Here is a 13,716-nt window from a genome sequence, read left to right on the forward strand (position 1 = left end):
GCAGGGTCGCTGGCAAGCCATTGCCTGCATCGCCTGCGCGGCCTAGCCTCCGGGCAAAACAGGAGGGCATTCGGATTGGGCTGGCTTTCAGGCAAACATGCGCTGGTCACTGGCGGCGGGACCGGCATCGGCGCGGCGGCGGCGCGGATGATGGCGGCCGAAGGCGCGAAACTGTCACTGATGGGACGCCGGCCCGAACCGCTCGACGCTATTGCGGCCGAAACCGGCGGTCGCGCCTTCCCCTGCGACATGACCGACCGCGGCGCGATGGAAACCGCCTTCGCCGCGGCGCGTAACGCCAGCGGGCCGTTCGACATCGTCGTGCTGAACGCCGGCATCGGCGACAGCGCCCCATTTCAGCGCACCAAGCGCGAATCTTGGGACCGGATCATCGCCACGAACCTCACTGCCCTGTTCGATGGCGCGCAGTTGACGCTTCCCGACCTGGTGCAGGGCGACGACAAGCGCCTGATTATCGTCGCCTCTGTCGCGGGCTTGCGCGGCGCCGCCTACGCCGCGCCCTATGTCGCGTCGAAGCATGGCGCGGTCGGCCTGACCAAGAGCCTGGCGCTCGAATATGCCAAGACCGGGCTCACGGTGAATGCGGTCTGCCCCGCGTTCGTCGACACGCCGATGGTCGACGACAGCGCCGACCGGATAAGCCGCACCACCGGCCGCAGCGAGGAAGAGGCCCGCGCCGCGCTCGCCGCAATGAACGCCAACGGCCGGCTCGTCACCGCCGACGAGGTCGCCGACGCAATCCTGTTCCTGTGCAAGCCCAGCAGCCGGTCGATCACCGGCGCGTGCCTGACCATCGACGGCGGCACCACCGCATGACCTTCGATCCCGCATCCTTTGTGCCGCAGCATTTCCGCTGGGACTATTCCGACCATGTCGCGACGATTACGCTCAACCGGCCGGAAAAGAAGAACCCGCTGACCTTCGACAGCTATGCCGAACTGCGCGACACCTTCCGCGCGCTGGTGGTGACGCCCGACGCCCGCGTCGTCGTGCTCAAGGGCGAGGGCGGCAATTTCTGTTCGGGCGGCGACGTCCACGAAATCATCGGCCCGCTGACCGAACTGGACATGCCTGGGCTGCTCGCCTTCACCCGCATGACGGGCGACCTGGTCCGTGCGATGCGCGCCTGCCCGCAGCCGATTATCGCGGCGGTCGAGGGCGTCTGCGCCGGCGCCGGCGCAATCCTCGCCATGGCCAGCGACCTGCGCCTCGCCGCGCGCGAAACGCGGACCGCCTTCCTGTTCACCCGCGTCGGGCTGGCGGGGGCAGATATGGGGGCCTGCGCCATTTTGCCGCGCCTGATCGGCCACGGCCGCGCCGCCGAGCTGCTCTACACTGGCCGCACCATGACCAGCGAGGAAGGTCATGACTGGGGCTTCTTCAATCGCGTCGTCGACCGCGCCATGCTGCACCACGCCGCCGCCGATCTGGCGCGCGAGATCGCCAATGGTCCGGCCTTTGCCCATTCCATGACCAAGCGGCAGCTCGACATCGAATGGAACGTCAGCATCGACACCGCGCTGGAAATGGAAGCGCAAGCGCAAGCGATCTGCATGCAGACGAACGACTTCCGCCGCGCCTACGAAGCCTTCGCCAACAAGCGCACGCCGGAGTTCAAGGGTGACTGACTGGCTTAGCTGGCCGTTTTTCGATGACGATCATCGCGCGCTTCGCGATCGTCTGCGCGGCTGGTGCGAGGCGAAGCTCGACGATCATCACCCCGCCGACGTCGACGCCGCCTGCCGCGATCTTGTCGGGAAACTGGCGGCAGCGGGCTTCACCCGAATTTGCGTTGCCGACGATGACCGGATTCCCGACGTCCGCAGCCTTGCGATCGCTCGCGCGACCCTCGCCTACCACAGCGGCCTCGCCGACTTCGCCTTCGCCATGCAGGGGCTGGGCTCGGGCGCGATCAGCCTGTTCGGGTCGGATGCACAAAAGGCGGAATGGCTTCCAAAGGTCGCCGATGGTAGCTCCATCGCCGCCTATGCCCTGACCGAACCCGACACCGGCAGCGACGCCGCCAACATCGCCATGCGCGCCGTTGAGGTCGATGGCGAATGGCGCCTCACCGGCGAGAAAAGCTATATCAGCAATGGCACCATCGCCGACGTGCTAACCGTCTTCGCTCGGACCGGTGCAGCGGAGGACGGTGCAAAGGGCATCAGCGCCTTCATCGTGCGCGGCGACGACCCCGGCCTGTTGGTTGCCGAGCGGATCGAGGTCATCGCGCCCCACCCGCTCGCGCGCCTGAAATTCGACGGCGTAAAGGCCGACCCGCTCGGCGCCACCGGCGACGGCTTCAAGGTGGCGATGCAGACGCTCAACCTGTTCCGCGTCACCGTCGGTGCGGCGGCGCTCGGCTTCGCCCGCCGCGCGCTCGACGAAGCCATCGCCTTCGCCCGCACCCGCAAGCTCGGCAACGCGACGCTCGCCGACAATGCGGTGACGCAGGACCGGCTGGGCGACATGGCGACGCTGGTCGATGCGTCGGCCCTGCTGATCGCCCGCGCCGCCTGGCAGCAGGACATGGCAGACGGCGACAACCGCGCCGCCGCCGCCATGGCCAAGCTCCACGCCACCGAAGCCGCGCAGCAAGTCATCGACATGGCGCTGCAGATGCACGGCGGCCTCGGCGTCACGGTCGGCGCCAAAGTCGAAGAACTCTACCGCGAAGTCCGGAGCTTACGCATCTACGAAGGCGCGAGCGAGGTGCAGCGGATGGTCATCGCAAGGACTCTGCTGAAATGAAGGAACTGCTCCCCCCCGGCTGGCCGCGGCCCAAGGGTTATGCCAACGGCATGGCCGCGCGCGGGCGCTTCGTGATGACCGCCGGTGTCGTCGGCTGGGACGAGCAGGAGCGGTTCCAGACCGACAGCATGGCCGGCCAGTTCGAACAGGCGCTGAGGAACATCGTCGCCATCCTCGCCTGCGACGGAGCGGAGCCGGACCGCATCATGCGCATGACCTGCTACGTCACCTCGATCGACGAATATCTGGCGTCGGTGAAGGATATTGGCGCGGTGTGGAAATCGGTCATCGGCCGCCACTATCCGGCGATGGCGGTGGTCGAGGTAGTGCGGCTGGTCGAGCCCCGCGCCAAGGTCGAAATCGAAGCGACGGCGGTCATCCCGGAATGAGGGACCGCTTCGTCGAGGAGCGATTGCCGGGCGCGGACCAGCTGCCCGACTTCCTGCTGCTCGATTACCCCGACGAACTGAACGCCGCGGCGGAATTGCTGCGAGGCGGCGCGTCCGACGCACTGGCGGTCATCAACGCGCATGGCAGCTGGACCTACGGCCAGCTCGACGACCTGTCAGGTCGCATCGCGCGCCTGCTGGTCGAGGAAGAAGGCCTCGTCCCCGGTAACCGCGTGCTGCTCCGCGGGCCCAATGGCTATACGATGTTCGCCTGCTGGCTCGGCATCCTGAAGGCCGGCGGGGTGGCGGTGACGACGATGCCGCTGCTGCGTCCCGGCGAGATCGCGACGGTGATCGACAAGGCCGAGGTCAGCCATGCGCTGTGCGACAGTCGCTTCATCGGCGACCTGCGCGAAGCCGGGCTGCAAACCCGCTTCCTCAAGCATATCGTCAAATATGACGGCGATTTCGGGAAGGGGGCGCTCGAAACGCGCTGCGCCGACCTCAAGCCTCTGCCCGCCCTCGCCACGAAACAGGACGATCCCGCCCTCATCGCCTTCACCAGCGGCACCACCGGCGTGCCCAAGGGCTGCGTCCATTTCCACCGCGACATCCTCGCGCCATGCGACACCTTCGCCAAGGCCCATTTCCCGATGAAGCCCGGCGACATCGTCATGACCAGCGCGCCGATCGCCTTTACCTTCGGGCTGGGCGCGACCCTGCTGTTCCCGCTGCGCCAGGGCGCGACGACCGCGACGGTTGAAAAGGCGACGCCCGCCGAATTGACCGAAGCCGTGTCGCGGTTCAGTGTCACCCACCTCGCCACCGCGCCGACCGCCTACAAGGCGATGCTGACCGCCCCGGCGCTCGACAATGCACTGAAGTCGCTGAAGGCCTGTGTATCGGCAGGCGAACATTTGCCGCAGGCGACATGGACCGCGTGGAAGGACCGCACCGGCCTGTCCATCGTCGACGGCATCGGCTCGACCGAGATGATGCATGTCTTCATTTCCGAAAGCGGCGACGCCATCCGCCCCGGCAGCACCGGCCGCGCAGTGCCGGGCTATGAAGCGACCATCCTCGACCCCGACGAAAATGGCGAAGGGCGGCTGGGCGTGAAGGGCCCGACCGGCTGCCGCTACCTCGCCGACGATCGGCAGGCCAATTACGTCGACCGTGGCTGGAACGTCACCGGCGACACCTACCGCTGCGATGAGGACGGCTATTATTGGTACGTCGCGCGTAGCGACGACATGATCGTCAGCAGCGGCTACAACATCGGCGCGCCAGAGGTGGAAAACGCCCTGCTCGCCCACCCGGCGGTGGCCGAATGCGCGGTGATCGGCGTGCCCTGCGCCGAGCGCGGGCAGAAGGTTAAGGCCTTCATCGTCCCCGCCGACTTCGCCACCCCCAGCGACGAACTCGCCGCGGGCTTACAGGCCTTCGTCAAGGACCGCATCGCCCCCTACAAATACCCGCGCGAAATCGAGTTTGTGGAAAGTTTGCCGAAAACGGCGACGGGTAAGCTCAGGCGGGTGGAGTTGCGGAATCCTTAGCGGAGCGAGCTTCAAACTCAGCAAGCAGTTTCCACAAGTTAGCGCTGTCCGCTTCGTCCGAAACGCCGTCGACTGAGTTTCTCACGGCGTAGTAGTCGGTTTCCGTTCTGATTTTGCCGGCTTTCAGTACGCGCCTTATCTGTCGATCGAATCTCACCCTTATGTCGGACAAGGTTGGCAAGTTAGCCTCTCGCAACGACGCATCTAGTTCCAGAAGGTCGTTGCCTTGAAGGCAATGGCTGGCTTCAACGAGGTCGCCAACCATCATTGCTAATCCCTGCCTGGCTCTAGCGGGCGAGGTCACCGCCATTTTGTCCAAACATGCAATTGGATGAAGTTCTGGATTGAGCCCTGGCGGCATAGGCATAACTCGCTCGACCATGAGCGCAGACCAAGCCCTCATCATCTCATAGTCTTCGGGTCTGATCCCGCTCACTCGAACTCCACGATGACCTGATCGACGGCCAGGCTGTCGCCCGCCTTGGCGGGCGTCGCCTTGACCGTTGCGCTGCCCTCGGCGCGGAGGATGTTCTCCATCTTCATCGCTTCGACCACCGCCCATCCGCCTCACCCGGCGCGACAATATCCATTGCCGCCGCGCATTTGTCGATCAGGCCTGGCGCAGCGGCGCGGCGCAGGCGGTAACGCTGGACCGGCGAAAGGCCAGCGAAGGTGTCGCGGTCGATCTTCATCCGCGCGTGATAGTCGAAGTTGACGCTGTCGGTGAACCACGGCCTGCTGAACATCGCATAAAGCAGCGGTCGGTCGCGCGCTGATCGATTGGGTAATCCACGATGGAAGCTACGCACGTCCATCAGGAAACAACCGCCCAGCGGCACATGCGGTTCGACCCAGTCGGCAGGCGGATCGATCTCCTCATCGCCGACACGAGACGCGGCGGCGCTGCCTTTCGCGATCGCGGTCGTCCCGGTCTCGTCATCGGTGGCGACCAGCGGCACGACCATCGTCACGGCATAGGGTGGCAGATCGGCATGACCATGGCGCTCGGGAAACAGCGGTGGCAGGTCGCGGTGGAGGTGCATCTGCGGCGCCCCGGCCAGCGCGGTCACTAGCGACAGATTGTCGATCACATAATCCGCGCCCAACAAGGACGACAGTATCCGGTCGAGGATCGGATGGGTCAGCAAGGCCGGATCGAGCAGTGGGCCTTCCATCACGATCGGCATGTGCAGCCGCCCCTCGTCGACGCGCAGATGCACCGGAGGTCGGGCGGGATCGATGGGGCCGGTCCAGCCTGCCACCGTTTCGCGCACCCTTCCGATCATCTCCGGGTCGAATATCCGGTCGATCACGAGAAGTCCGTCGTTGCGGAACTTCTCGTCGAACATCATTCAAACTCCACGATGACCTGATCGACCGCCAGGCTGTCGCCAGCCTTGGCGGGGGTCGCCTTGACCGTGGCGCTCTTCTCGGCGCGGAGGATGTTTTCCATCTTCATCGCTTCGACCACCGCGACCGGCTGGCCGGCTTCGACCTTGTCGCCTTCCTTGACCTCCAGCTTGGTCAGCAGCCCCGGCATCGGCGCCAGCAGGAAGCGCGACATGTCCGGCGCGACCTTTTCGATCATGTGGCGCGACAGCGCGGCGATGTGCGGCGCCATCACTGCCACATCATGCTTCGCACCGCGCGTCGTCAGCGTCCAGGCGCGGCCCTTCTTGGCGACCTGCACCACGCGCCGGCGGCCATCCATGTCGGCAACCAGCAGCGGATCGCCCGGCGCCCAGTCGCCGATCACGTCGATTTCCTCGCCATCGTCGACGCTGACCAGGTTACCGCCGTCATAGGGCGTGACGGTCACTTCGAAATCGCGTTTCGCAATGCGAACGATCTGCGTCGAGTCGGGGAATTCCGGCTCGCCCAGCTGCCCGTCGATCAATGCCGCGCGCGTGTCGACCGTCAGCTCGACGATCGCGGCAATTGCAGCGAGGTCGGTCAACAGTTCCTCGTCCGCCGGCGCGCCGTGGAAGCCGTCCGGATATTCCTCGGCGATGAAGCCGGTGGTGAGGTCGCCGCTGCGGAAGCGCGGGTGCTGCATGATCGCCGAGACGAAATCGATGTTGTGGCCGAGGCCTTCGATCCGGAAGGCGTCGAGCGCCGCGACCTGCTTGTCCGCCGCCTCGTCGCGCGTCCGGCCCCATGTCACCAGCTTGGCGATCATCGGGTCGTAGAACATGCTGACTTCGCCGCCCTCATAGACGCCGTCGTCGACGCGCACGCCGTCCAATCCGCGGCGCCCATTGGCCTCGCCGTCGTCTTCCCAGCCCGGCACTGGCGGTTCGTAGCGCACCAGCCGCCCGGTGGACGGCAGGAAGCCGCGATAAGGGTCTTCGGCATAGACGCGGTTTTCGATCGACCAGCCGTCGATGCCGATATCGTCCTGCGTGAAGGGCAGCTTCTCTCCGTACGCGACGCGGATCATCTGCTCGACCAGGTCGATGCCGGTGATCGCCTCGGTCACCGGATGTTCGACCTGCAGGCGGGTGTTCATTTCCAGGAAGTAGAAGCTCTTTCCCGTCGGGTCCTTGCCGCTGACGATGAGTTCGACCGTCCCCGCCGAATAATAGCCCACCGCGCGGGCCAGCGCGACGCACTGCTCGCCCATCGCCTTGCGCATTTCGGGCGTGACGAAGGGCGACGGCGCTTCTTCGACCACCTTCTGGTGGCGGCGCTGAATCGAGCATTCGCGCTCGTTGAGGTAGAGGATGTTGCCGTGCTGGTCGCCGAGGATCTGGATCTCGATGTGGCGCGGGTCCTCGATGAACTTCTCAATGAAGACGCGGTCGTCGCCGAAGCTGTTGAGGCCTTCGCGCTTGGTCGCTTCAAAGCCTTCGCGGACGTCCTTTTCGGAATAGGCGAGGCGCATGCCCTTGCCACCGCCGCCGGCGCTGGCCTTCATCATCACCGGATAGCCGATCTCGGCCGCGATTTTGACGGCATGCTCGGTGTCCGCGATCTCGCCGACGAAGCCGGGGACGACGTTGACGCCGGCTTCCTTGGCCAGCTTCTTGGATTCGATCTTGTCGCCCATCGCCGCGATCGCGCCGACCGGCGGCCCGATGAAGGCGATGCCTTCGGCGGCCAGCGCCTCGGCGAAGCTGGTGCGTTCGCTTAGGAAGCCATAGCCCGGATGCACCGCCTCCGCGCCGGTCGCCTTGCACGCCTCGATGATCTTGTCGGCGAGGAGGTAGCTCTGCGCAGCGGGCGGCGGGCCGATATGCACCGCCTCGTCCGCCATCTTCACGAACGGCGCGCGCGCATCGGCATCGGAATAGACCGCAACGGTCGCGATGCCCATACGCCGCGCGGACTTGATGACCCGGCAGGCAATTTCCCCGCGATTGGCGATCAGGATTTTTGTGAACATACAAGGTCCGTTTCTTGCGCTGCTATTGCGCGTTGAATTTGTCCCAGCGCTTTTCGAGTTTTGCTCTCTTGGCCGCTTCCGTGGTGCCCGATTTGTCTATCGAGACGAGCCACTTGTGAAAATGTGCCCGGGCGAAAATCTGCCCGCGCTCGTTCAACTGAAGCCACCGGATCGTTAGATCAGGACTACGCGTGATGGTTATACCGTCTACCAACAGTCCTTTATCTGAAAGAAATTCGGCGAAAACGTACTGACTTTCCGCCGCTTCGCGATTCCAATCTAGATCGGGCCGTTCGCCATGTTCGTCGGAAATCGTGACTTTCTGAGAAAGCATTGATGGGACGTCCACGACAATAAAGTCAGCACTCATAACTCTTGGGCCTCCACCGGCGGCTTGTTGTGACCCAGCAATCGCAGCACTTCGTCCGCCGCATCGGCGAGGTTCGTGCCGGGCCCGAAGATCGCCTGCACGCCCGCCTTGCGCAGGAAGTCGTAATCCTGCGGCGGGATGACGCCGCCGGCGACGACCTTGATGTCGGCGCGGCCGAGGTCCTTGAGGTGGCCGATGAGTTCGGGGATAAGCGTCTTGTGGCCCGCCGCGAGAGATGAGGCGCCGACCACGTCGACGTCCTCGGCCACCGCCTGCTCGGCCGTTTCGCGCGGGGTCTGGAAGAGGGAGCCGGCGACCACCTCGAAGCCCAAATCGCCGAACGCCGAACTGACGAGGTTGGCGCCGCGGTCGTGGCCGTCCTGGCCCATCTTGGCGACGAATATGCGGGGCTTGCGGCCAAGCCGTTCGGCCACCGCCACCGTGCCCGCCAGCGCTTCCTTCCAGCGCTGGTCATCGCGCTGGCCATAGATGCCGCTGACCGGTTCGGGCTTGGTGGCATAGCGACCGAAGGCGCGCTCCAGCGCGTCCGAAATCTCGCCGAGCGAAGCCCGCACCCGCGCCGCATCGACGGCCAGCGCGAGCAGGTTTGCGTTACCCCGCGCGCCCGCTTCGAGTGCATCGAGCGCGGCGCGGCAGGCGGCCTCGTCGCGGGAGCTGCGCATTTTCTCCAGCCGCGCGATCTGACCCGCGCGAACCTTGTCGTTGTCGACCTCGAGGATGTCGATCTCCGGCTCATTTTCCAGCCGGTAGCGGTTGACGCCGACGATCACCGTCTCGCCCGTGTCGACCTTGGCGGCGCGCATCGCGGCCGCTTCCTCGATCCGCTTCTTGGGCAGGCCTTCGGCGACCGCCTTGGTCATGCCGCCATGCGCCTCGACCTCCTCGATCAGCGCCCAGGCCTTTTCCTCCAGCTCGCGGGTCAGCGCCTCGACATAGTAGGAACCGCCGAGCGGATCGGCGACGGCGGTGACCCCGCTTTCCTCCGCCAGGATCAGCTGGGTGTTGCGGGCGATGCGCGCACTGAAATCGGTCGGCAGCGCGATCGCTTCGTCGAAGCTGTTGGTGTGCAGCGACTGGGTCCCGCCCAGCACCGCCGCCATCGCCTCGATCGTGGTGCGGACGATGTTGTTGTACGGGTCCTGCTCGGTGAGGCTCACGCCGCTGGTCTGGCAGTGCGTGCGCAGCAGCTTCGACTTTTCCGACTTGGCGCCAAGGTCGGTCATAATGCGGCCCCACAGCGTGCGCGCGGCGCGCATCTTGGCGACCTCCATGAACAGGTTCATGCCGATGCCCCAGAAGAAGCTGAGGCGCGGCGCAAAGGCGTCGATGTCGAGCCCCGCCTTCATCGCCGAGCGGACATATTCCATGCCGTCGGCGAGCGTGTAGGCCATTTCCTGCACCGCCGTCGCTCCGGCCTCGTGCATATGGTAGCCACTGATCGAGATGCTGTTGAACTTGGGCATTTCGGCGGAGGTGTAGGCGATGATGTCGCTGACGATCCGCATCGACGGTTCGGGCGGGTAGATGTAGGTGTTGCGGACCGCGAACTCCTTGAGGATGTCGTTCTGAATCGTACCGCTCAGCGCCTTGCGGTCGACCCCCTGCTCTTCGCCCGCGACGATGTAGAAGGCCATCACCGGCAACACCGCGCCGTTCATGGTCATGCTGACGCTCATCTCGCCCAGCGGAATGCCGTCGAACAGCAGCTTCATATCCTCGACGCTGTCGATCGCGACGCCCGCCTTGCCGACGTCGCCCGCGACGCGCGGATGGTCGCTGTCATAGCCACGGTGGGTGGCAAGGTCGAAGGCGACCGATAGCCCCTTCTGCCCGGCGGCTAGGTTGCGGCGGTAGAAGGCGTTGGATTCCTCGGCAGTCGAGAAGCCCGCGTATTGGCGGATGGTCCACGGCCGGCCCGCGTACATCGTCGCATAGGGCCCGCGCGTATAGGGCGCGACGCCCGGATAGCCGACGTCGCGGCCATCTTCGGGGCCATAGACCGTCTTCAGCCGAATGCCCTCGGGCGTTTCGCGCGACAGGTCACGGCCTTTCGATTCCTTGTCGGCCAGCGCTTTCCAGTCGTCGTACTTGGGCGTGTCGGTCATAGGGCCAAGCCCCTAGCGCCGTAGCGGCAACTCGGCAATCAGGCGCGCGGCGTGACGGTTACCTCGGAGGTGATCGAATTGGCGATGAAGCAGGCTTCGTGCGCCTGGTGGTGGAGGTGATCGAGTGCCGCCGCGTCGGGCGCCTTACCGTCCCACGCAACCCGCGGTTTCAGGCAGACCTTGGTGATGCGAACCTTGCCGTCATCGCATTTGTCGAGGTCGGCGGCCGCCTCATCCTCATAACTCGTCGGCGCGAAGCCGGCGCGGCGGGCGAAGTCGAGGAACCACAGCATGTGGCAGCTCGAGATGGCGGCGAGGAAGCCTTCTTCCGGATCGACCGCCGCCTCGCTCGACCAGGGCGCGCGCACCACCGATGGCGAGGCCGACCCCGGCACCGTCACCCCGCCGTCGAAGCGCCATTCATGGACCCGGCTGTAATGCCCCTTGCGAAATCCTTCGGGGTCGTCGTTGGACCAGGCGATGGTGGCGATATGCTGGGACACGGCTTGCTCCTCTCTCGATCAGGCGCCGGCGATACAGAAGGCAACTACGATGGCGAACAGGTACGCCCCGAAATGGTGCCCCCTTGTCGCCCACGCGTTTACGACAACGGCCGATGCGTACATCGCCCCTGCGCCGAGCACGATGACGTGCCGCGCCGATTCGGGCTGCCCGGGCGCCAGGAGCAGCGCCACCCCGCCCGCGAACCAGTAAAGCGTCGATAGCTGGTACACGCCCGCGTTCAGTCGCTTCGTCGTGTAGGGATGCACTTCGACCCGGTTCAACACATGCCTATGGCTGAGCCAGCCGTGGACCAGCGACAGCAGTATGGCTAAGGCCCCGGCCCCGGTCAGAAACAGGTCGCGCATCGCTCGTCTCCTTCACAGCCCGAGTGTCAATGCGCTTGTTTCGGACTCTCCATGATTTCGGTCAGTACACCCATCATGTCCTTGGGGTGCAGGAAAAAGATCGGAGTGCCGTGCGCGCCGATGCGGGTCGGGCCGAGGATGCGGACGCCCTTCGCGTCATAGTAAGCGCGCGCTTCCTCGATGTCCGGCACTTCGAAGCAGAGGTGATGTTGGCCGCCCTCGGGATTACGCTCGAGGAACTTCACGATCGGCGAGTACGCGCCCAGCGGCTCGATCAGCTCGATCTGCGAATTGGGCGTGTTGACGAAACACACCCGCACGCCCTGCGCCGGCAGGTCGAACGCATCGTGCACCACCTCCGCCCCCATCTTTTCGCGATAGAGCGCAACCGACTTCTCGATCGACGGGGTCGCCACCCCAACATGGTTCAAGCGTCCGAGTTTCATTTTAGAGCGAACTCCGCACAAAAATTGTGACCTGCCAAACGGCAAATAGACACACGGCGAACTTGGCCGCCTGTTTTAGCCAGAATGTCTTAGCGCTCGCGCCTTCGTCGGGACCCTGAAAAACTCGAACCGACAATGAAAATGCACAGGCCAAACCCACCAGCACCATGGCGATTGCCCAAACGCCGAATATTATTTCGCCACCCATTATAGCGGGATATTGTCATGCTTCTTCCACGGATTCTCAAGCTGCTTGTCACGCAGCTTCCTTAGCCCCAGCGCGACTCGCTTGCGCGTCGAATGCGGCATGATGACTTCGTCGATGAAGCCCTTGCTCGCCGCGACGAAGGGGTTGGCGAAGCGGTCTTCATATTCCTTGGTGCGCTGGGCGATTTTGTCCGGGTCGCCCTTTTCGTCGCGGAAGATGATTTCGACTGCGCCCTTGGCGCCCATCAGCGCGATTTCGGCGGTCGGCCAGGCATAGTTCAAATCGCCGCGTAGGTGCTTAGACGCCATGACGTCGTAGGCGCCGCCATAGGCCTTGCGGGTGATGACCGTGATCTTGGGCACCGTCGCTTCGGCATAGGCGAACAGCAGCTTCGCGCCATGTTTGATGATGCCGTTATGCTCCTGCCCCACGCCCGGCAGGAAGCCCGGCACGTCGACGAAGGTGACGATCGGAATGTCGAACGCGTCGCAGAAGCGGACGAAGCGGCCCGCCTTTTTCGACGCGTTGATGTCGAGGCAGCCGGCCAGCACCATCGGCTGGTTGGCGACGATGCCGACGGTGCGCCCTTCGATGCGGCCGAAGCCGATAATGATGTTGCCGGCATGCGCGGGCTGAAGCTCGAAGAAGTCGCCTTCGTCGACGACTTTACGGATAAGCTCGTGCATGTCGTAGGGCTGGTTGGCCGACGGCGGGATCAGGCTGTCGAGGCTGTCCTCGATGCGGTCCCACGGATCCTCGGTCGGACGCTCGGGCAAGTCATGCCGGTTCGACAGCGGCAGGAAATCGAAGAAGTCTCGTGCCGCGAGAAGCGCATCAATATCATTTTCGAACGCGACGTCGGCCACGCCCGACTTGGTCGTGTGGGTGATGGCGCCGCCCAGTTCCTCCTGCGTCACCACTTCGTTGGTCACCGTCTTCACCACGTCGGGGCCGGTGACGAACATGTAGGAGCTGTCCTTCACCATGAAGATGAAGTCGGTCATGGCGGGCGAATAGACCGCGCCGCCCGCGCACGGCCCCATGATCAGGCTGAGCTGCGGCACGACGCCCGATGCGAGCACGTTGCGCTGGAACACCTCGGCATAGCCGCCGAGGCTGGCGACGCCTTCCTGGATGCGCGCGCCGCCCGAATCGTTGAGCCCGATCACCGGCGCGCCGACCTTCATCGCCGCATCCATGATCTTGCAGATCTTCTGCGCGTGGCGTTCGGACAGCGAGCCGCCGAACACGGTGAAATCCTGCGCGAAGACATAGACGAGGCGGCCGTTGATCGTGCCGCTGCCGGTGACCACGCCGTCGCCCGGAAACTTCTGCGCCTCCATGCCGAAGTCGACGCAGTTGTGCTCGACATACATGTCGACTTCTTCGAACGAGTCGGGGTCGAGCAGCACGGTCAGCCGCTCGCGCGCCGTCAGGCGTCCCTTGGCGTGCTGCGCATCGATGCGCTTCTGCCCGCCGCCCATCCGGGCCGCTTCGCGCCGCGCTTCCAGTTGCTCGATCGTCGTCGCCATATGCTCTCCTCGGCCAAGCGCGCTGCCACGCAGGCGCGCGGGCGTCAACGGCAGGCCGACCCA

The 13,716-nt window shown here is 64.9% G+C and carries 14 protein-coding genes and 1 pseudogene; 5 read left to right on the forward strand and 10 right to left on the reverse strand.

Annotated features, from left to right (window positions below; genetic code table 11):
* The first annotated feature begins 75 nt into the window (after positions 1-75).
* Genes G570_RS00515 through G570_RS00535 form a run of 5 tightly spaced genes read left to right on the forward strand, consistent with a single transcriptional unit; the run spans position 76 to position 4,717 of the window.
* Positions 76-837, forward strand: a complete 762-nt coding sequence (locus tag G570_RS00515) for an SDR family NAD(P)-dependent oxidoreductase (RefSeq protein ID WP_037497987.1) — start codon at positions 76-78, stop codon at positions 835-837.
* Positions 834-1,649 carry an enoyl-CoA hydratase family protein gene (locus G570_RS00520; RefSeq protein ID WP_037497990.1) on the forward strand — a complete coding sequence of 272 codons (816 nt, stop codon included), beginning with the start codon at positions 834-836 and terminating at the stop codon, positions 1,647-1,649. Before G570_RS00515 ends, G570_RS00520 begins: the two co-directional genes overlap by 4 nt.
* Complete coding sequence (locus tag G570_RS00525) at positions 1,642-2,772, forward strand: acyl-CoA dehydrogenase family protein (RefSeq protein ID WP_037497992.1); 1,131 nt, start codon at positions 1,642-1,644, stop codon at positions 2,770-2,772. Before G570_RS00520 ends, G570_RS00525 begins: the two co-directional genes overlap by 8 nt.
* On the forward strand, positions 2,769-3,161 hold the full coding sequence (locus G570_RS00530) for a RidA family protein (protein WP_037497995.1): 393 nt from the start codon (positions 2,769-2,771) through the stop codon (positions 3,159-3,161). Before G570_RS00525 ends, G570_RS00530 begins: the two co-directional genes overlap by 4 nt.
* Positions 3,158-4,717: an AMP-binding protein gene (locus G570_RS00535; protein ID WP_037497997.1), complete on the forward strand. Its 1,560-nt coding sequence runs from the start codon at positions 3,158-3,160 to the stop codon at positions 4,715-4,717. The genes G570_RS00530 and G570_RS00535 overlap by 4 nt, the downstream gene beginning before the upstream one ends.
* Here G570_RS00535 and G570_RS13525 read toward each other — a convergent pair.
* From G570_RS13525 to G570_RS00580, 10 genes and pseudogenes are all read right to left on the reverse strand, one after another.
* The gene (locus tag G570_RS13525; protein WP_156930262.1) at positions 4,689-5,153 is read right to left on the reverse strand and encodes a hypothetical protein; all 465 of its coding nucleotides are present in this window, start codon (positions 5,151-5,153) and stop codon (positions 4,689-4,691) included. The two genes, G570_RS00535 and G570_RS13525, sit on opposite strands and share 29 nt — an antisense overlap.
* A pseudogene (locus G570_RS14015) lies at positions 5,150-5,275 on the reverse strand (biotin/lipoyl-containing protein); the annotation flags it as partial. The pseudogene G570_RS14015 and the gene G570_RS13525, both read right to left, overlap by 4 nt.
* Complete coding sequence (locus tag G570_RS00540; RefSeq protein ID WP_037498000.1) at positions 5,257-6,069, reverse strand: phytanoyl-CoA dioxygenase family protein; 813 nt, start codon at positions 6,067-6,069, stop codon at positions 5,257-5,259. The gene G570_RS00540 and the pseudogene G570_RS14015, both read right to left, overlap by 19 nt.
* Positions 6,066-8,102 (reverse strand): acetyl-CoA carboxylase biotin carboxylase subunit, encoded by a 2,037-nt coding sequence (locus G570_RS00545; RefSeq protein ID WP_037498003.1) that lies wholly within the window; start codon positions 8,100-8,102, stop codon positions 6,066-6,068. Before G570_RS00545 ends, G570_RS00540 begins: the two co-directional genes overlap by 4 nt.
* A 22-nt stretch (positions 8,103-8,124) precedes the next feature.
* Positions 8,125-8,472, reverse strand: coding sequence for a hypothetical protein (locus G570_RS00550; RefSeq protein ID WP_156930263.1), 348 nt, complete (start codon positions 8,470-8,472; stop codon positions 8,125-8,127).
* Entirely contained in the window at positions 8,469-10,598 is a 2,130-nt protein-coding gene (gene scpA, locus G570_RS00555) for a methylmalonyl-CoA mutase (protein ID WP_037498008.1), read from the reverse strand. The genes G570_RS00550 and scpA overlap by 4 nt, the downstream gene beginning before the upstream one ends.
* Before the next feature lie 38 nt (positions 10,599-10,636).
* Positions 10,637-11,101 carry an OsmC family protein gene (locus G570_RS00560; RefSeq protein WP_037498010.1) on the reverse strand — a complete coding sequence of 155 codons (465 nt, stop codon included), beginning with the start codon at positions 11,099-11,101 and terminating at the stop codon, positions 10,637-10,639.
* Between the two features lie 18 nt (positions 11,102-11,119).
* Complete coding sequence (locus G570_RS00565; protein WP_037498012.1) at positions 11,120-11,467, reverse strand: hypothetical protein; 348 nt, start codon at positions 11,465-11,467, stop codon at positions 11,120-11,122.
* A gap of 26 nt (positions 11,468-11,493) precedes the next feature.
* Positions 11,494-11,913: a methylmalonyl-CoA epimerase gene (gene mce, locus G570_RS00570; protein ID WP_037498015.1), complete on the reverse strand. Its 420-nt coding sequence runs from the start codon at positions 11,911-11,913 to the stop codon at positions 11,494-11,496.
* 207 nt (positions 11,914-12,120) lie between these two features.
* Positions 12,121-13,653 carry an acyl-CoA carboxylase subunit beta gene (locus G570_RS00580; RefSeq protein ID WP_037498034.1) on the reverse strand — a complete coding sequence of 511 codons (1,533 nt, stop codon included), beginning with the start codon at positions 13,651-13,653 and terminating at the stop codon, positions 12,121-12,123.
* Positions 13,654-13,716 lie beyond the last annotated feature (63 nt).

The sequence above is a fragment of the Sphingomonas jaspsi DSM 18422 genome, assembly GCF_000585415.1.
In the GTDB taxonomy this organism is placed as follows: Bacteria; Pseudomonadota; Alphaproteobacteria; order Sphingomonadales; family Sphingomonadaceae; genus Sphingomicrobium; species Sphingomicrobium jaspsi.